We start from the raw sequence: 17953 nt of genomic DNA, 5'->3' as shown, positions 1-17953 counted from the left end.
CCAACGCCTTCGAGCGCGCTCGAAGCAAGACCTCAATTCGCGTGTGTACGGCGCGAGGTGCGGGCTTACGTTGGGGGTGAGGGACGGCGGCGAGTGGAGGCGGTTGCGGCGATGGCGAGCGGTGCGGAAGAGCGCGACCAGGGCGGCGAGGCGCCCTGCCTGCTGGAGCTGGTCTGCGAGGAGTGCGGGCGGCTGAACGACGAGCCGGGGCTGGTGGCTTGCGGCGGATGCGGAAGCCCTCTGCGTCGGGAGTGACGCGCGGTGCGCCCCCCGCGGGGTGACCTGCACCGCGCGCGACGCGCTCGAAGTCGTCCTCGGCATCGGCACGTACACCCTCTCCTCCCTCGCCAACCGGCTCACCCGAGCGCCGCTCGATCCCCAACTCGCCGCGATGTGAGGGCATATGGTGCGCCCAGCCCCCACGCCTGGTGCATCGCGTCGGCGAACGCGCCGGCGAGCAGGTGCTCGCCCGAGGGGCCGGGGTGTGTCCCGTCGTAGGTGTCGCGGGCGACGTCGTACGTCGGCGGGCGGGTGGCCGGCAGCAGGGGGGAGGCCGGGTCGTCCAGATCGGCGACCGCCTTGGCCAGCAGCTCGTTGAAACGGTCTACCTCGGCGGCGAACGCCGGGTCCGTCCCCGCGCGGACGTTGGGTATGACGGGCAGCAGGACGAACCGGACGCGCGGGTTCGCCGCCCGCGCCTCGGCGATGAACTCCTTCGCGTACAGGGCCGTTCGATCGCTGTCCGTGTAGAAGCCGAGGTCTATCAGGCCCAGCGAGACGAGCAGCACGTCCGCGCGGTGCGCGGCGACCGCGTCGCGGATCACCGGCGCCATGTGCTGCCACCCCTCGCCCCAGCCCGCGAGGTGCCCCCACGCCCGCGCGGGGAAGTCGGGGGCGCCGTACGCGTGCGAGACCGGGGCGTCGGCGTGCATGTCGTACAGGCCGGTGCGCGGGCCGACGATCGCGTACGGGGCCCCGTACGACGCGTTCAGGTGCTGCCACATCCGGTAGCGCCAGGTGAAGTCGCCGGCGCTGCCGATGGTCATCGAGTCGCCGACGAACATGAAACGCATCGGGACATCATCCACGATCGCCGGGGGCCGGCCGAGCCGGGCCGGGGAAGGTGGCAGTCTTGGGCCATGGTCAAGGTCACGCGCCCGTCTCCGCGTCTCGGTCCCGTCCGGTCGGCCCTCGTGGCCGGGGTGCTGGTTCTGGTGTCCGTGGGAGCGGCCGTCCCCGGGGCCGCCGCCGACCCCGACCGGACCTTCCGGATGACCGATCCGCGGATCACCGAGTCCAGCGGGCTGGCCGCCAGCCGCGCGCACCCCGGTGTCTACTGGACCCACAACGACCAGGACGAGCCGCGCGTCTTCGGTGTCGACTCGCGGACCGGCGAGACCGTCGCGACGATCACCATGCGCGGGGTCGGCGAACCGCGCGACATGGAGGCGATCTCCGTCGGGGCCGACGGGAACATCTACGTCGGTGACATCGGCGACAACCTGGGCGGCACCTGGGAGCACGTCTGGATCTACCGCTTCCCCGAGCCGAAGCGGCTCGCGGACGCGACGGTCGACGCGACGCAGTTCACCGTGAAGTACGCGGACGGCCCGCGCGACGCCGAGGCGCTGATGGTCCACCCGACCACCGGCCGCGTCTACATCGCCTCCAAGAACGAGGACGGCGGCGGCCTCTACGAAGGCCCGGCGAAGCTGACCCCCGGTGGCACGAACACCTTCACACGTGTCGGCGAGGTGCCGTGGGTGACCGACGGCGCGTTCTCGCCGGACGGCAGGGAGCTGGTGTTGCGCTCGTACTTCAGCGCACGCGGCTACGCCTGGAAGAACGGCCGCCTCGGCGCCGACCACCGCGTCCGGGCCCCGATCCAGGGGCAGGCGGAGTCGGTGTCGTACACCCTGGACGGCTCGGCCCTGATGTTCGGCACGGAGGGCGTGCGCGGTGAGGTCGAGCGCGTCGACGTCGGGAAGGGCGGCGGCTCGTCCGGGGGCGGCGGGAGCGCGGGGAACGGCAGCGCGGCGGACGACGGCGCCGGGACGGACGGCGGGAACCTGACGATCGGTGCGGTGGTGGTCATCGGCGCGGCCGTGCTCTTCCTCGGCTTCAGGCGCCGGCGGCGCGGCGCCTGACGTACGGGCACATCTAGCGCCCGGTGCGCTGCTCGACCAGCACCTCCAGGCCGTCGAGCAGCCGCTGGAGTCCGAACTCGAAGTGGTCGAAGTCGGGGCCGAACGCCTCTGCCGACAGCCCCGCCATCAGCGGGTAGCGTCCGCTGGTCATCACCGCCGTCAGGACCGGCTCCTGCGCCTGCCAGAACTCGTCGTCGCTGATCCCCGTCGTCCTGCGCGCCTCGACCGCGTGCACCTGGGTACGGGCGACCCCGGAGACGTACCCGCTGACCATGATCATCACGGAGATCAGCTCCGGGTCGCTCAGCCCCATGTCCTTGATCCCGGCGAGCATCGTCTCCATGCCGCCGACCGCGCCGGGGCCGAGGACGGGCCGGGTCTGGTTGACGGAGAGGAGCCAGGGGTGGGCCTGGTAGAGGGCGAGCTCCCCGCGGGCCGCCGTCTCGACGGTCTTCCGCCAGCCCGGAGCGGGGGCTGAAGCGGCCCGTTCGGACGGCTGGGCGGTCTCGCCCTGTACGCGGTCCAGCATCAGGTCCACCAGCTCGGCCCGGCCGGGGACATGGCGGTAGAGGGACATCGTTCCCGCGCCCAGCTCCGTGGAGAGTCTGCGCATCGAGACCGCCGCGAGCCCCTCGGCGTCCGCGATCTCGACGGCCACCGTGACGATCCGGTCGAGCGTGAGCCCCGGCTTCGGGCCGCGGGTCGCCCGCTCCCCGGTGCCCCAGAGGAGTTCCAGGCTGCGTGACACGTCTCCGCTGCCGCTGCTGTCCGTCGTCGTCATGGCTTCAGCCTAATCGGCCGCCGATTAATTGGGTACTGTGTACGCGCAATGGGTACACCGTACCCAGTCCAGCGCCATGCCCATTTCCCTGGAGGGGTCATGACCGAATACGCCGTTCGTGCCGAAGCGATCCGGAAGCGGTACGGGGACACGTACGCCCTGGACGGCTTCGACCTCGCGGTACGTACCGGAACCGTGCACGGGCTCCTCGGCCCGAACGGCGCCGGCAAGACCACCGCCGTACGCGCACTCGCCACACTGCTCAAGCTCGACGGCGGGCGGGCGACGGTCGCCGGGGTCGACGTGAGCCGCGACCCGCGCGGGGTCCGGAGCCTGATCGGACTCACCGGGCAGTACGCGGCCGTGGACGAGATCCTCACCGGCCGGCAGAACCTGGAGATGTTCGGCCGTCTCTTCCATCTCGGCGGGCGGCGGGCGGCGCTGCGCGCCGGCGAACTGCTGGAGCGGTTCGACCTGGTGGAGGCCGCGGACAAGGGCGTGGGCGGGTACAGCGGCGGCATGCGGCGCCGGCTCGACCTCGCCGCGTCGATGATCCTCGCGCCACGGGTCCTGTTCCTCGACGAGCCGACCACCGGGCTCGACCCACGCGGGCGCGGCGAGGTCTGGGACGCGGTGCGGTCGCTGGTGGCGAACGGCACGACGGTGCTGCTCACCACCCAGTATCTGGACGAGGCCGACAAGCTCGCCTCGCACATCACGCTCATCGACCAGGGCCGGGCGATCGCCGACGACACCCCCGCCGAGCTGAAGAACACCGTGGGAGGCGACCTGATCGAGGTCGTCGTGTACGAGAGCCGTGAACTCCCGGCGGCGGCCCAGGTGCTGGCACGCGTCGCGAGCGCGCCGCCCGGCACCGACCCCGAGACCCGCCGGGTGCACGCGCCGGTCGCCGACCGGGTGGCCGCGCTCACCGAGGTGGCGCGGGAGCTGCGGGACCGGGGGATCGCGGTGGAGGACATCGGCCTGCGCAGGCCGAGCCTGGACGACGTGTTCCTGCGGCTGACGGGTCGCCGTACGGAAGCGGCGCCGGCGCCCGAGAAGACGGAGGTCGCGGCATGAGCGCGCAGATCGGTCTCACCCCGCAGGGCGACCACGGCCGCGCCTACTGGGCGGTCGCCGACTGCTGGAACCTGGTCCGCCGCAGCCTGACCCACTACCGGCGCCAACCCGTCTACATCCTCTGGATGCTGGGCTTCCCGGTCGTCTCCGTACTGCTCTACGGCTATGTCTTCGGCAGCGCCATGAAGGTGCCGGGCGGCGGGGACTACCGGGAGTTCCTGATGCCGGGCATGTTCGCGATGACGATGGCCTTCGGCTTCATCAACACGGCGGTCGCGTTCGTCACCGATTCCAGCAAGGGCGTCAACGACCGTTTCCGTTCAATGCCGATGGCGCCGTCGGCGGTGGTGACCGGGCGCGGCGTCGGCGACATGATCACCGCGTGCGCGGAACTGGCGATCCTCGCGCTCACCGCCCTGCTGATCGGCTGGCGCGCGGACGCGGGCCTGCCCGCCGCCCTGACGGCCTTCGGCCTGCTCCTGCTGCTGCGCTTCTCGCTGATCTGGGTGGGGGTGTGGCTCGGCCTTCTGGTCCCGGGCCCCGAACAGGCGGGCAACCTCTTCGCCGTCGCCTTCCCGCTGACGATGATCTCCAGCGTCTTCGTGGCCCCGTCCCTGATGCCGGACTGGCTGGGCGCGGTCGCGGCCTGGAACCCGGTCTCGGCGACGGTCACGGCGACCCGCGAACTGTTCGGCAACCCGGTGGCGAACGGCGGCAGTTGGCCGGAGGAACACGCGCTGCTGCTGTCGGTGGCCTGGCCGGCGGCGATCACGCTGGTCTTCGTACCGCTCGCGGTACGCAGATTCCAGCGGCTGAGCCGGTGAGCGTCAGGCGGTCTGCTTGGGCTGCCCGGCCCGGAGGACGGCCGCGACATCGAGCTTCACCTCGGCGCCGATCGACTCGGGGAGGACGACCTGCTCGCCCGGCGCGTGGATGCGGTGGTTGGCGTAGTCGCCCGCGACGGGATCGGTCAGGACACGCAGCCGGTTGTGCTTGCGGTCGACGATCGCATAGACCGGGATCTTCGCCCCGGCGTAGGCGGTGACCTTGTTCCGCAGGTCCTGCCGGTAGTTGCTGGAGGTGACTTCAAGGACCAGACGGAAGACGGCCGGGTCGATCCTGCACGCGCAGGAGTGACGGCCCCGCCCCCGTGACGGGGGCGGGGCCGGTCGGCTCCGGGGTGGATCCGGTCAGAGCTTGTCGATCACGTAGTCGACGCACGCCGTCAGGGCCTCGATGTCCGCCGGGTCGATCGCCGGGAACATCGCCACCCGCAGCTGGTTGCGGCCCAGCTTGCGGTACGGCTCCGTGTCCACGATGCCGTTGGCGCGAAGGACCTTGGCGACCGCCGCCGCGTCGATCTCGTCCGCGAAGTCGATCGTGCCGATGACCTGCGAGCGCTGCCCCGGGTCGACCACGAACGGGGTCGCGTACTTGGACGACTCGGCCCAGCCGTACAGCGTCCGCGCCGACGTGGCCGTGCGGGCGGTCGACCAGTCGAGGCCGCCTTGGGTGTTCAGCCAGGTCAGCTGCTCGTTCAGCAGGAAGAGCGTGGCGAGGGCGGGGGTGTTGTACGTCTGGTTCTTCAGCGAGTTGTCGATCGCCGTCGGCAGCGAGAAGAACTCCGGCACGTGCCGGCCCGAGCCGTGCACGCGCGCGGCGCGCTCCAGGGCGGCCGGCGAGAAGACGCCGATCCACAGGCCACCGTCGGAGGCGAAGGACTTCTGCGGGGCGAAGTAGTAGACGTCGGTCTCGGCGATGTCGACCGGCAGACCGCCCGCGCCCGACGTGGCGTCGACCAGCACGAGCGCGCCCTCGTCGGCGCCCGCGACGCGCTTGACGGGCGCGGCGACACCGGTGGAGGTCTCGTTGTGCGTGAGCGCGTAGACGTCCACGCCCGCCTCGGCCGCCGGGTCCGGGTGGCTGCCCGGCTCGGCGGAGATGACGGTCGGCTCGGCCAGCCACGGCGCGAGCTTCGACGCCTTCGCGAACTTCGATGAGAACTCGCCGAAGCTCAGGTGCTGCGACTTGTTCTCGATCAGACCGTGCGTCGCGATGTCCCAGAAGGCGGTGGAGCCGCCGTTGCCCAGGATCACCTCGTAGCCCTCGGGGAGCTTGAAGAGCTCGCGCACACCGTCACGCACCGCGCCGACCAGGTTCTTCACCGGGGCCTGGCGGTGGGACGTGCCGAGGAGAGAGGTACCGGTGGCGGCCAGGGCGTCGACCGCCTCCGTACGCACCTTGGAGGGGCCAGCGCCGAATCGACCGTCGGCGGGCTTGATGTCAGCGGGAATCTGAATATCGGCCACGGGCGGCAGCCTAGACGTTTTCCGCCGGCCGTCCGGGGAGTGGTTCACGTCGTGAGATGCGTCCGGCGGGGCATCCTGGGGGAATGGCTGAGCACCGGGAGCGGCACGGGAAGCGGGAAACGGCGATGCGTGACGTACCCGCGAAGGCGGTGGAGAGCACGGCGGCCACGGCGGCGACGACCGCCCTCGCCAGAGACCTGGCCGGCGCCGTGCGCGGCGACGTGGACTTCGGTTCCGCCGCCCGCGCCCTGGTCACGATGGACGCGTCCAACTACCGCCGGGTCCCGGTCGGCGTCGTCTCCCCCCGTGACGCGGCGGACGTCGCAGCGGCCCTCGACGTGTGCCGTACGCACGGCGTACCCGTCGTGCCACGCGGTGGCGGCACCTCGATCGCGGGGAACGCGACCGGCGTCGGGGTCGTCCTCGATCTCACCCGGCATCTTCGCTCGATCGTGTCGGTCGACGCCGAGGCGCGTACCGCCGTCGTACAGCCCGGGGTCGTTCTGGACCGGCTGCGCGACACCGTCGCGCCGCACGGACTGACCTTCGGGCCCGACCCGTCCACGCACAGCCGCTGCACGATCGGCGGCATGATCGGCAACAACTCGTGCGGGTCGCACTCCGTCGCGTGGGGGACGACCGCCGACAACGTCCAGGAGCTGTCCGTCACCACGTACGGCGGCGACGCCCTGCGGCTCGGCCGGGGCTGGGACGGCGCCCCCACCGGACTGCGCCCCCTCGTGGAGTCCAATCTCGCGCTTCTGCGCACCGGTTACCCCACGGGCCTGCCGCGCCGTATCTCCGGTTACGCGATCGACGCGCTGCTCCCCGAGAACGGCACCGACCTCGCCCGCGCCTTCTGCGGCAGCGAGGGCACGCTGGGAGTCGTCACGGAAGCCGTCGTACGGCTGGTCGAGTCGCCGCCCGTGCGGGTGCTCGCGGTCCTCGGCTACCCGGACGAGAGCGCGGCGGCCGAGGCCGCTGCCGGGCTGCTGCCGTACCACCCGCTGACCGTCGAGGGCATGGCCGACGACCTCGTCCCCGGCCCGCACGACCTGCCGCGCGGCGGCGCCTGGCTCTTCGTGGAGACCGGCGGGTCCACCGTCGCGGAGGCCCGCGCGCACGCCGAGCGGATCATGCGCGCGGCGGACGCCCTGGACGGCACGGTCGTGACGGACCCGGCCGGGGTGCGGGCCCTGTGGCGGGTACGCGAGGACGCGTCGGGCACCGCGACCCGCAGCGCCGACGGCGGCGAGGCGTGGCCGGGCTGGGAGGACTGCGCCGTACCGCCCGCCCGGCTCGGCGCGTATCTCAAGGAGTTCCGCGCGCTGCTCGCCGAGCACGGGCTGCGGGGCACGCCGTACGGGCACTTCGGCGACGGCTGCATCCATGTCCGCATCGACTTCGACCTGTTGAGCACCGACGGTGTGCGGCGCTTCCGCCGCTTCTCCGAGGAGGTCGCCGGTCTCGTCGTCGCGCACGGCGGCTCGCTCTCCGGCGAGCACGGCGACGGGCTGGCGCGCTCCGAGCTGCTGCCGACGATGTACGGGGACGAACTGACCGGTCTCTTCGGGCGGTTCAAGGACGTGTGGGACCCGGCGGGGGGCCTGAACCCCGGTTCGATCGCGCGGCCCGCCAGGCTGGACGAGAACCTTCGCTTCGAGGTCCTGCCGCGCAGGCGGGTCGACGTCGCCTTCGCCTACCCGCACGACGGCGAGGTGGACGGTGTGGTGGGCGGCGACTTCTCGGCGGCCGTGCGGCGCTGTGTGGGCGTGGCCAAGTGCCGGGTGGAGGGGCCGAGTTCGGGAGCGGGGGTGATGTGCCCGTCGTTCCGCGCGACCGGCGACGAACAGCACTCCACGCGCGGGCGCGCCCGGCTGCTCCACGAGATGCTCGCCGGCGAGATCGTCACGGACGGCTGGCGCTCGACCGAGGTCAAGGACGCGCTTGACCTCTGCCTGTCCTGCAAGGGCTGCCGCAGCGACTGCCCGGTGGGGGTCGACATGGCCACGTACAAGGCGGAGTTCCTGCACCACCACTACGCGGGCCGGCGGCGGCCCGCCGCGCACTACGCGATGGGGCGGCTGCCGCGCTGGCTCCGGGCGGCCGCGCCCTTCGCGCGTCTGCTGAACGCCGCGGTACGGGTGCCGGGAGCCGCCGCGCTGGCCAAACGCGCGGGCGGCATCGCACCGGAGCGCTCGATCCCCCGCCTGGCGCCGCGTACGTTCACCCGGTGGATGCGGGGGCAGGGCAGGGAGCGGGGAGGCGACCCGGCGGTGGTGCTGTGGCCGGACACCTTCACGGAGCACCTGTCGCCGTCGGTGGGGCGGGCGGCGGTACGGGTCCTGGACGCGGCCGGGGTGGGTTTCACCCTGCCCCCGGGCACGGTCTGCTGCGGTCTGACGTACGTCTCCACGGGCCAGCTCGACCAGGCCCGCACGGTCATGCGCCGCACCCTCGACCGGCTCGAACCGCTGCTCGACACGGGCCTGCCGGTCCTCGTCCTGGAACCGAGCTGCGCGGCGGCGCTCAAGACGGACCTGCCGGAGCTCCTCGCGGACGACCCCCGCGCGGCCCGCCTCGCCGCGTCGGTACGCACCTTCGCCCAGACCCTGGAGGAGTGCGCCCCCGACTGGCGGCCACCCCGCGTGAACCGCCCGGTCGCCGGCCAGACCCACTGCCACCAGCACGCGGTCCTCGGCGACGCGGCGGAGCGCCGGCTGCGCGAACGGGCGGGCCTGACCGGCGAGTTGAGCGGCGGCTGCTGCGGACTGGCGGGCAACTTCGGCTTCGAGAAGGGCCACTACGAGGTCTCGGTGGCCTGCGCCGAGGACCAACTGCTCCCGTCGGTCCGGTCGAGGGAGGAGGGCACGGAGCTGCTGGCCGACGGCTACTCGTGCCGCACCCAACTGGACCAGCTGTCGGACGGCGGCGCGAGGCACCTGGCGGAGGTGCTGGCGGAGGCGCTGGAGCCGTCGGACCGGTCGTAGGCCGTGGCCGCCCGCCAAGGCCCGGAGCTGTCACATCCCGCCTGAGTGAGCGGCATCACGCAATCGAATCCCTGTCGCGGAGAACCGGTGGGGCAGGGCACAGTGGCCTGAGGACCGGGGGGCTGACCATCGCATCAGATGGTGCACTATGTTGTATGCGATAGTTCATTGAAATGACCTGATCGGTCTGGCTGAAGTGGAGGGGGATCCCGGTGGAGGAGTCGCGTACCGCGGCCGCGGGCGCCCTGGTGGCGGTACCAGAGGCCGCGGCGGTGACCGGTGCGGCGCCCGCCGGGAGCGCGCGCCGGCCGCTCGGGCCCGTCGTGCTTGTCGTCAGCGGGGTGCTCTCCGTGCAGTGGGGGGCCGCGGTCGCCGTGCTGCTGATGCCGCGGGCCGGGGTCGTCGGGGTGGTGACCCTGCGGCTCGTGCTCGCCGCCGTCGTGCTGCTCGTGATCTGCCGGCCCAGGGTCCGCGGTCACTCGCGTGCCGACTGGGGCACCGTCCTCGTCTTCGGGGCCGTACTGGCGGCCATGAATCTCCTCTTCTACCAGGCGGCCGACCGCATCCCGCTGGGCGCCGCCGTGACCCTGGAGGTCCTCGGGCCGCTCGCCCTCTCCGTGATCGTCTCGCGCAGGCTCGGCAATCTGCTGTGGGCCGGGCTCGCGCTCGGTGGTGTGCTGCTGCTGAGCGGTGGCGGGTTCGACCGGCTCGATCCCGTGGGCGCCGCGTTCGCCCTCGCGGCGGGGGTGATGTGGGCGACGTACATCGTCTTCAGCGCGCGCGTCGGACAGCGCTTCCCGCAGGCCGACGGGCTCGCGCTCGCCATGACCTTCGGTGCCCTTCTGACCCTGCCGCTGGGCATCCTGGAGGCCGGTTCGAAGCTGCTGGTGCCCTCCACGATCGGGCTCGGGCTCGTGGTGGCGCTGATGTCGTCCGTCCTGCCGTACACCCTGGAACTGCTCGCCCTGCGGCGGCTGCCCGCGCCGACGTTCGCGATCCTGATGAGTATCGAACCGGCCATCGCGGCGATGGCCGGCTTCCTCGTCCTGCACCAGAGCCTCTCCCTCACCGACGCTCTGGCGATCGCGCTGGTCATCGCGGCGAGCGTCGGCGCGGTCCGGACACAGGCGGGCCGGCGCAAGGAGGTGAGGGCCGAGCGCGAGGCGGCGCGGAAGAAGCTGGCGGCGGCGGTCGTCAATGCCCCGAAGACCGCCGGGAAGACCGCCCCGGAGGCCGATCGTGAGCCGGCGCCCACGGGCCCGGAGAGCGGCAAGAAGTAGACCCGGCAAACCAAGCACGCTTGCTTGTTTCTCCGGGCGCTGCCATGCTCCCGGGACACGTACGACGCCGTGTCCCGAGAGCCCGATCGGAGCGCATCACGTGTCCGACCCTGCCGCGCCCATCCTCGACGATCTGCGCAGCGAGAGCGAGGAAGTCGACCGGCTCGTAGCCGGGTTGGACGACACGGACTGGTCGCTCGCGACCCCCGCGGCGGGCTGGACCGTCGCCCACCAGATCGCCCATCTCGCCTGGACCGACACCGCGACCCTCCTCGCCGTCACCGACGAGAAGGCCTTCGCCGACGAGGCCGCGAAGGCGCTCGCCGCCCCCGGGACCTTCGTGGACGACGGCGCCGAGGCCGGCGCCGTACTGCCGCCCGGCCGGCTCCTCACCCGCTGGCGCGACGGCCGCGAACGGCTCCAGAAGGCGCTCCGCGCCCTGCCCGCCGGTGCCCGATTCCCCTGGTACGGGCCGCCGATGAGCGCGCCGTCGATGGCGACCGCGCGTCTGATGGAGACCTGGGCGCACGGCCAGGACATCGCCGACGCCCTCGGTGTACGGCGCGAGCCGACCGCGCGGCTGCGGCATGTGGCGTGGATCGGCGTACGGGCCCGCGACTACGCCTACTTCGTACGCGGCGAGCAGCCGCCCGCCACCCCCTTCCGCGTCGAACTCACCGGCCCCGGGGGAGAGTTGTGGGCGTACGGCCCCGAGGACGCCGGCCAGCGCGTCACCGGGCCCGCCCTCGACTTCTGCCTGCTCGTGACGCAGCGCGCCCACCGCGCGGACCTCGCGGTACGGGCCGAGGGCGCCGGCGCCGACCACTGGCTGGACATCGCGCAGGCGTTCGCGGGCCCGGCCGGCCCCGGCCGCCCGGCGAAGGGGGCGTGACGATGCCGGACACCCGCCCCGACCCCGGCGTCCTGCGGATCGGCAACGCCTCCGGCTTCTACGGCGACCGCTTCGACGCGCTGCGCGAGATGCTCACCGGCGGCCCTCTCGACGTCGTCACCGGCGACTACCTCGCCGAGCTGACCATGCTCATCCTCGGCCGCGACCGGCTGAAGAATTCGGCGTCCGGCTACGCCAAGACCTTCCTGCGGCAGCTGGAGGAAGGGCTCGGGCTCGCGCACGAACGCGGCGTGCGGATCGTCGCCAACGCGGGCGGGCTGAACCCGGCCGGACTGGCCGCCGCCGTACGCGAACTGGCCGAGCGCGTCGGCGTCCCGGTGCGCGTCGCGCACGTCGAGGGCGACGACCTGCTGACCACCCGCGACTGGGGCGAGGGCGTGCTCACCGCCAACGCCTACCTCGGCGGCGCCGGGATCGCCGAGTGCCTGCGCGCGGGCGCCGATGTCGTGGTGACCGGCCGGGTCACCGACGCGGCCCTCGTCACCGGCCCCGCCGCCGCCCACTTCGGCTGGGACGGCGACGGGGCCTTCGACATGGTCGCCGGCGCGGTCGTCGCCGGGCACGTCCTGGAGTGCGGCACCCAGGCCACCGGCGGCAACTACGCCTTCTTCGCCGCCCACGACGGCGGAGACGGCGTCCGCCGCCCCGGCTTCCCGCTCGCCGAACTCCACGCGGACGGCTCCGCCGTCATCACCAAGCACCCCGGCACCGGCGGGATCGTCGACATCGGCACCGTCACCGCGCAGTTGCTCTACGAGACCGGGGGAGCGCGGTACGCGGGCCCCGACGTGACGGCCCGGCTGGACACCGTACGGCTCACCCAGGACGGCCCGGACCGGGTCAGGATCTCCGGCGTACGTGGCGAGGCGCCGCCTCCCACGCTGAAGGTCGGGCTCAACCGGATCGGCGGCTGGCGCAACGAGATCGTCTTCGTCCTGACCGGTCTCGACATCGACGCGAAGGCACGGCTGGTGCGGGACCAGGTCGCCGACGCGCTCGCGGCGCCGGGCGTCAACAAGCCGCCCGCCGAGATCCGTTGGGAACTGGCCCGTACCGACAAGGCGGACGCCGACACCGAGGAGACCGCGAGCGCGCTGCTGCGGCTCGTCGTCCGCGACAGCGACCCGGACGCGGTCGGCCGGGCGGTCAGCGGCGCCGCCGTCGAGCTGGCGCTGGGCAGTTATCCCGGTTTCCATGTGACGGCGCCGCCCGGCAGAGGCGCGCCGTACGGCGTCTTCGAGGCGGCGTACGTGGCGGCGGACGATGTCCCGCACACCGCCGTACTGCCGGACGGCACCCGGATACGGGTCCCGACTCCCGTACGCACCGGACCACTTGAGCCGGTCCCCGGCCCCCCGCTCCCGGACCCGCTCCCCGCCGGGCCCACGCGCCGCGCCCCACTCGGCCTGGTCGCCGGCGCCCGCAGCGGCGACAAGGGCGGCGACGCCAACGTCGGCGTCTGGGTCCGCACCGACGCGGCCTGGCGGTGGCTCGCCCACACCCTGACCGTCGAGCTCTTCCGTGAACTCACCCCTGAATGCCAGGACTTGATGGTCGTACGACACGTCCTGCCCCACTTGCGGGCCCTCAACTTCACGGTCCAGGGTCTCCTCGGTGAGGGCGTCGCCGCCCAGGCCCGCTTCGACCCGCAGGCCAAGGCGCTGGGCGAGTGGCTGCGCTCCCGGCACGTCGACATCCCGGAGGTTCTGCTGTGACCGTGCTCCACTCGGCGCTGGACCCCGCGTCCCCCGAACACGCCGCGCACCGCGCCGAGATGCTCAGCAGACTCGCCGAACTCGGCACCGAGCACGCCAAGGCGCTGGCCGGCGGCGGTGAGAAGTACGTGGCCCGGCACCGTCGACGCGGCAAGCTCCTCGCCCGCGAGCGGATCGAGCTGCTGGTCGACCCCGACACCCCGTTCCTGGAGCTGTCGCCGCTCGCCGCCTGGGGCAGCGACTACCCCGTCGGCGCGTCCATGGTCACCGGGATCGGCGTGGTCGAGGGCGTCGAATGCGTCATCACCGCCAACGACCCGACCGTGCGCGGCGGCGCGTCCAACCCCTGGACGCTGAAGAAGGCCCTGCGCGCCAACCAGATCGCGTACGAGAACCGGCTGCCGCTCATCAGCCTCGTCGAGTCCGGTGGCGCCGACCTCCCTTCCCAGAAGGAGATCTTCATCCCCGGCGGCGCGCTCTTCCGCGACCTGACGCGGCTGTCCGCCACCGGGATCCCCACCGTCGCGGTCGTCTTCGGCAACTCGACGGCGGGCGGGGCGTATGTGCCCGGCATGTCCGACCACACCGTGATGATCGGCGAGCGGTCGAAGGTCTTCCTCGGCGGACCGCCGCTCGTGAAGATGGCGACGGGCGAGGAGAGCGACGACGAGTCGCTCGGCGGCGCCGAGATGCACGCCCGCACGTCCGGGCTCGCCGACCACTACGCGGTGGACGAGCCCGACGCGATCCGCCAGGCGCGGCGGATCGTCGCGCGCCTCAACCACCGCAAGGCGTACGCCGATCCGGACCCGGCGACCGTGGAGCCGCCGAAGTACGACGAGGAAGAACTGCTGGGCGTCGTCCCCGGCGATCTGAAGATCCCCTTCGACCCGCGCGAGGTGGTGGCACGGATCGTCGACGGCTCGGACTTCGACGAGTTCAAGCCGCTGTACGGGCCCAGCCTGGTGACGGGGTGGGCGCGGCTGCACGGCTATCCCGTGGGGGTGTTGGCCAACGCGCAGGGCGTGCTGTTCAGCGCAGAGTCGCAGAAGGCCGCGCAGTTCATCCAGCTCGCCAACCAGCGCGACATCCCCCTGGTCTTCCTGCACAACACCACCGGCTACATGGTCGGCAAGGAGTACGAGCAGGGCGGCATCATCAAGCACGGCGCGATGATGATCAACGCGGTCGCCAACTCGAAGGTCCCGCATCTGTCGGTCCTGATGGGCGCGTCGTACGGCGCCGGGCACTACGGCATGTGCGGCCGGGCCTACGACCCGCGCTTCCTCTTCGCCTGGCCGAGCGCCAAGTCGGCGGTGATGGGGCCGCAACAGCTGGCGGGCGTGCTGTCGATCGTGTCCCGCGCCGCGGCGACGGCCAAGGGCCTGCCGTACGACGAGGACGGCGACGCGGCGCTGCGCGCGATGGTGGAGGCGCAGATCGAGGCGGAGTCACTGCCGGTGTTCCTGTCCGGGCGGCTCTACGACGACGGGGTCATCGACCCGCGCGACACCCGTACGGTGCTCGGCCTGTGCCTGTCGGCGGTCCACACGGCGCCGGTCGAGGGCGTACGGGGCGGCTTCGGCGTCTTCCGAATGTGAGTGATGAGGACTGTGATGATCTCGAATCTTCTGGTCGCGAACCGCGGCGAGATCGCCTGCCGGGTCTTCCGGACGTGCCGTGAGCGGGGCATCGGCACGGTCGCGGTCTTCTCGGACGCGGACGCCGACGCGCTGCACGTACGGGAGGCGGACACGGCGGTACGGCTGCCGGGATCGGCCCCCGTCGAGACATATCTGCGCGGCGAGCTGATCGTGAAGGCGGCTCTCGCGGCGGGCGCGGACGCGGTGCACCCCGGCTACGGATTCCTCTCGGAGAACGCCGAGTTCGCGCGGGCGGTGCTGGACGCGGGGCTGGTGTGGGTGGGGCCGCCGCCGGAGGCGATCGAGGCGATGGCCTCCAAGACGAGGGCGAAGGAGCTGATGGCGGCGGCCGGCGTCCCCCTCCTGGCGCCGGTGGACCCGGCATCGGTGACGGAGGCGGATCTGCCGCTGCTGATCAAGGCGGCGGCGGGCGGTGGCGGGCGCGGGATGCGCGTGGTCCGTCAACTGCCCGATCTGGCCGATGAGTTGGCGGCGGCCTCGGCTGAGGCGCTGTCGGCGTTCGGTGACGGCGAGGTCTTCGCGGAGCCGTACGTGGAAGCCGGCCGGCACGTCGAGGTCCAGATCCTCGCCGACGCGCACGGCACGGTGTGGGCGCTGGGCACGCGCGACTGCTCGCTGCAACGGCGGCACCAGAAGGTGATCGAGGAGTCCCCGGCCCCGGGCCTGCCCGCGGAGCTGCGCGCGGCCCTCACGGACGCGGCGGTCGCGGCGGCGCGCGCGGTGGAGTACCGGGGCGCGGGCACGGTCGAGTTCCTGATCTCGCCGGCGGGCCGCGCGTACTTCCTGGAGATGAACACCCGCCTCCAGGTCGAACACCCGGTGACGGAGGAGGTGTTCGGCGTGGACCTGGTGGCGCTCCAACTCGCCCTGTCGGAGGGAGCGAAGCTCCCCGAGAGCACCCCGCAGCCCCGGGGCCACGCGGTGGAGGCCCGCCTCTACGCGGAGGACCCGTCGCGGGGGTGGGCTCCGCAGCCGGGGCGGATCCATGAGCTGACGGTGCCGGGGGTGGGGGGCGGTGCGGCTGACGGGCCGGGCGACCGCCCCCGTATCCGTGTCGACGCCGGGTACGGGCCCGGTGACCGTGTCGGGGTGCATTACGACTCCATGCTCGCCAAGGTCGTCGCCTGGGCGCCCACCCGGGCCGAGGCCGTCCGGCTGCTGGGCGGCGCGCTCCGCCGGGCGCGGGTGCACGGGCCGGTCACCAACCGGGAGTTGCTCGTACGGTCACTGCGGCACCCGGACTTCGCCGCCGGGCGCGTCGACACCGGGTTCTACGAGCGGCACCTCGACGCGCTCACCGCTCCGGACGCCGACGACCGCGCCGCCCGGCACGCAGCCCTCGCCGCCGCGCTCGCCGACGCCGTGCGCCACGGGCACCGCGCCGGCGGCTGGCGGAACCTCCCGTCCCAGCCGCAGACCAAGACGTACGGCGAGCACGAGGTCCGCTACCACCGCACCCGCGACGGGTTCCGCGCCGAGGACGACGCGGTGCGCGTCGTCGCCGTCTCACCCGACCGCGTCACCCTCGAAGTCGACGGAGTGCGCGGCCACTTCGACGTGGGGGAGTACGGCGTCGACCACGTCCACGTGGACGGCCCCACCGCCTCGTACCGCCTCCTCGCCCACCCCCGCTTCACCGACCCCCGCACCGCCGCCGCGCCCGGCTCGCTGCTCGCGCCCATGCCCGGCACCGTCGTACGGATCGCCGAGGGCATCGGTGAGGGCGGCGCGGTCACCGCGGGGCAGCCGCTCATCTGGCTGGAGGCCATGAAGATGGAGCACCGCGTCGTCTCTCCCGTCTCCGGCACACTCACCGCGCTCCACGCCGCACCCGGCAGCCAGGTCGAGGTCGGCGCGCTCCTCGCCGTAGTCACCGAACTCTCACAGGGGGACAGATGAGCATCGTCGAAACGCAGGAACACCAGGACCTCCGCGCCTCCGTCGCGGCCCTCGGCCGCCGCCACGGCCGCGCGTTCGACCGCGACACCCTGTGGAGTGAGGCCGGCAAACTCGGCCATCTCGGGGTCAACCTCCCCGAGGAGTACGGCGGCGGAGGCGGCGGTCTCGCCGAACTCTCCATCGTTCTCGAAGAGTTGGGAGCGGCGGGCTGCCCCCTGCTCCTCATGGTCGTGTCGCCCGCCATCTGCGGCACCGTCATCGCCCGCTTCGGCACCGAGGAGCAGAAGCGTGAGTGGCTGCCCGGCCTCGCCGACGGCTCCCGCACCATGGCCTTCGGCATCACCGAGCCCGACGCCGGATCCAACTCGCACCGCATCACCACCACGGCGCGCAGGGCGGACGACGCGGACGGCGGCGGCTGGATCCTCAACGGCCGCAAGGTCTTCGTCTCCGGCGTCGACATCACCGACGCCACCCTTATCGTCGGCCGCACCGAGGACGCGCGAACCGGCTCCCTCAAGCCCTGCCTCTTCATCGTCCCGCGCGACGCCCCCGGCTTCCACCGCTCGCAGATCGACATGGAACTCCAGGCCGTGGAGAAGCAGTTCGAGCTGGTCATGGACGACGTACGGCTGCCCGCCGGCGCCCTCGTCGGCGACGAGGACGCCGGGCTCCTCCAGCTCTTCGCCGGCCTCAACCCCGAACGCGTCATGACCGCCGCCTTCGCCCTCGGCATGGCCCGCCACGCGCTCGACAAGGCCGTCGACTACGCCAAGACCCGGCAGGTCTGGAAGCAGCCCATCGGCGCCCACCAGGCCATCGCGCACCCGCTCGCCCAGGCGCACATCGAGATCGAACTCGCCCGCCTGATGACGCGCAAGGCCGCGTACCTCTACGACTCGGGGGACGACGCCGCCGCGGGCGAGGCCGCCAACATGGCCAAGTACGCGGCGGCGGAGGCCTGCGTACGCGCGGTGGACCAGGCCGTACACACCCTCGGCGGCAACGGCCTCACCCGCGAGTACGGTCTGGCGTCCCTCATCACGGCCTCACGCGTGGCCCGTATCGCGCCCGTCAGCCGCGAAATGATCCTGAACTACATATCCCACCAGTCCCTGGGTCTCCCCAAGTCGTACTGAGACAGGCCATTCTGTCCGTCCACGCGTCGAAGGGGT

14 protein-coding genes and 2 pseudogenes are annotated in these 17953 nt (G+C 72.7%); 12 read left to right on the top strand and 4 right to left on the bottom strand.

All coding sequences use genetic code 11. The features are described from left to right. Positions 1-93 precede the first annotated feature (93 nt). Both IEY79_RS25820 and IEY79_RS25815 read left to right on the top strand, forming a co-directional pair. On the top strand, positions 94-255 hold the full coding sequence (locus IEY79_RS25820; protein WP_189109998.1) for a hypothetical protein: 162 nt from the start codon (positions 94-96) through the stop codon (positions 253-255). Between the two features lie 31 nt (positions 256-286). After that, positions 287-397: pseudogene (locus IEY79_RS25815) on the top strand (carboxymuconolactone decarboxylase family protein); the annotation flags it as partial. On the opposite strand, the gene IEY79_RS25810 reads toward IEY79_RS25815, so the two are convergent. Beyond that, positions 357-1073, bottom strand: a complete 717-nt coding sequence (locus IEY79_RS25810) for a GDSL-type esterase/lipase family protein (protein WP_189109997.1) — start codon at positions 1071-1073, stop codon at positions 357-359. The pseudogene IEY79_RS25815 and the gene IEY79_RS25810 overlap by 41 nt on opposite strands. Positions 1074-1139: 66 nt before the next feature. Between IEY79_RS25810 and IEY79_RS25805 the strand changes: the two genes are divergently transcribed. Next, positions 1140-2147: a WD40 repeat domain-containing protein gene (locus IEY79_RS25805; protein ID WP_189109996.1), complete on the top strand. Its 1008-nt coding sequence runs from the start codon at positions 1140-1142 to the stop codon at positions 2145-2147. A gap of 13 nt (positions 2148-2160) precedes the next feature. Here the strand turns inward: IEY79_RS25805 and IEY79_RS25800 are convergent, their stop codons facing one another. Further along, on the bottom strand, positions 2161-2928 hold the full coding sequence (locus tag IEY79_RS25800) for a TetR/AcrR family transcriptional regulator (protein WP_189109995.1): 768 nt from the start codon (positions 2926-2928) through the stop codon (positions 2161-2163). 99 nt (positions 2929-3027) lie between these two features. On the opposite strand from IEY79_RS25800, the gene IEY79_RS25795 reads away from it, so the two are divergent. Both IEY79_RS25795 and IEY79_RS25790 read left to right on the top strand, forming a co-directional pair. Continuing rightward, a complete protein-coding gene (locus IEY79_RS25795) occupies positions 3028-4008 on the top strand; it encodes an ATP-binding cassette domain-containing protein (RefSeq protein WP_189109994.1) in 981 nt (326 codons plus the stop codon). Beyond that, positions 4005-4832, top strand: a complete 828-nt coding sequence (locus IEY79_RS25790; RefSeq protein ID WP_189109993.1) for an ABC transporter permease — start codon at positions 4005-4007, stop codon at positions 4830-4832. The genes IEY79_RS25795 and IEY79_RS25790 overlap by 4 nt, the downstream gene beginning before the upstream one ends. 3 nt (positions 4833-4835) lie before the next feature. On the opposite strand, the pseudogene IEY79_RS25785 reads toward IEY79_RS25790, so the two are convergent. Together IEY79_RS25785 and serC are read right to left on the bottom strand one after the other, a co-directional pair. Then, positions 4836-5123, bottom strand: a pseudogene (locus IEY79_RS25785) (Uma2 family endonuclease); the annotation flags it as partial. A gap of 75 nt (positions 5124-5198) precedes the next feature. Further along, positions 5199-6317, bottom strand: a complete 1119-nt coding sequence (serC, locus tag IEY79_RS25780) for a phosphoserine transaminase (protein ID WP_189109992.1) — start codon at positions 6315-6317, stop codon at positions 5199-5201. A 125-nt stretch (positions 6318-6442) separates the two neighbouring features. On the opposite strand from serC, the gene IEY79_RS25775 reads away from it, so the two are divergent. The 7 genes from IEY79_RS25775 (at position 6443) to IEY79_RS25745 (ending at position 17917) form a co-directional block, all read left to right on the top strand. Then, entirely contained in the window at positions 6443-9307 is a 2865-nt protein-coding gene (locus IEY79_RS25775) for an FAD-binding and (Fe-S)-binding domain-containing protein (RefSeq protein ID WP_189110091.1), read from the top strand. Positions 9308-9519: 212 nt separating this feature from the next. After that, complete coding sequence (locus IEY79_RS25770; RefSeq protein ID WP_189109991.1) at positions 9520-10587, top strand: EamA family transporter; 1068 nt, start codon at positions 9520-9522, stop codon at positions 10585-10587. A gap of 100 nt (positions 10588-10687) precedes the next feature. Beyond that, complete coding sequence (locus IEY79_RS25765; RefSeq protein WP_189109990.1) at positions 10688-11479, top strand: TIGR03084 family metal-binding protein; 792 nt, start codon at positions 10688-10690, stop codon at positions 11477-11479. A gap of 2 nt (positions 11480-11481) precedes the next feature. Next, entirely contained in the window at positions 11482-13215 is a 1734-nt protein-coding gene (locus tag IEY79_RS25760; protein ID WP_189109989.1) for an acyclic terpene utilization AtuA family protein, read from the top strand. Further along, a complete protein-coding gene (locus tag IEY79_RS25755) occupies positions 13212-14816 on the top strand; it encodes an acyl-CoA carboxylase subunit beta (protein ID WP_189109988.1) in 1605 nt (534 codons plus the stop codon). The genes IEY79_RS25760 and IEY79_RS25755 overlap by 4 nt, the downstream gene beginning before the upstream one ends. A gap of 15 nt (positions 14817-14831) precedes the next feature. Beyond that, positions 14832-16778: an acetyl/propionyl/methylcrotonyl-CoA carboxylase subunit alpha gene (locus IEY79_RS25750; RefSeq protein WP_189109987.1), complete on the top strand. Its 1947-nt coding sequence runs from the start codon at positions 14832-14834 to the stop codon at positions 16776-16778. Then, the gene (locus IEY79_RS25745) at positions 16775-17917 is read left to right on the top strand and encodes an acyl-CoA dehydrogenase family protein (RefSeq protein WP_189109986.1); all 1143 of its coding nucleotides are present in this window, start codon (positions 16775-16777) and stop codon (positions 17915-17917) included. Before IEY79_RS25750 ends, IEY79_RS25745 begins: the two co-directional genes overlap by 4 nt. Positions 17918-17953: the final 36 nt, after the last annotated feature.

The organism is Streptomyces camponoticapitis (assembly GCF_014646115.1).
Classification (GTDB): Bacteria; Actinomycetota; Actinomycetes; order Streptomycetales; family Streptomycetaceae; genus Streptomyces; species Streptomyces camponoticapitis.
Note: the sequence above shows the minus strand (reverse complement) of the source record. Positions and strands in the feature narration are given on the sequence as shown.

Excerpts from the sequence above, each read along its gene's own strand:
- IEY79_RS25810 (WP_189109997.1), bottom strand. The coding sequence starts at position 1,073 with ATGCGTTTCATGTTCGTCGGCGACTCGATGACCATCGGCAGCGCCGGC.
- IEY79_RS25805 (WP_189109996.1), top strand. The coding sequence starts at position 1,140 with ATGGTCAAGGTCACGCGCCCGTCTCCGCGTCTCGGTCCCGTCCGGTCG.
- IEY79_RS25800 (WP_189109995.1), bottom strand. The coding sequence starts at position 2,928 with ATGACGACGACGGACAGCAGCGGCAGCGGAGACGTGTCACGCAGCCTG.
- IEY79_RS25795 (WP_189109994.1), top strand. The coding sequence starts at position 3,028 with ATGACCGAATACGCCGTTCGTGCCGAAGCGATCCGGAAGCGGTACGGG.
- IEY79_RS25790 (WP_189109993.1), top strand. The coding sequence starts at position 4,005 with ATGAGCGCGCAGATCGGTCTCACCCCGCAGGGCGACCACGGCCGCGCC.
- IEY79_RS25775 (WP_189110091.1), top strand. The coding sequence starts at position 6,443 with ATGCGTGACGTACCCGCGAAGGCGGTGGAGAGCACGGCGGCCACGGCG.
- IEY79_RS25760 (WP_189109989.1), top strand. The coding sequence starts at position 11,482 with ATGCCGGACACCCGCCCCGACCCCGGCGTCCTGCGGATCGGCAACGCC.
- IEY79_RS25750 (WP_189109987.1), top strand. The coding sequence starts at position 14,832 with ATGATCTCGAATCTTCTGGTCGCGAACCGCGGCGAGATCGCCTGCCGG.
- IEY79_RS25745 (WP_189109986.1), top strand. The coding sequence starts at position 16,775 with ATGAGCATCGTCGAAACGCAGGAACACCAGGACCTCCGCGCCTCCGTC.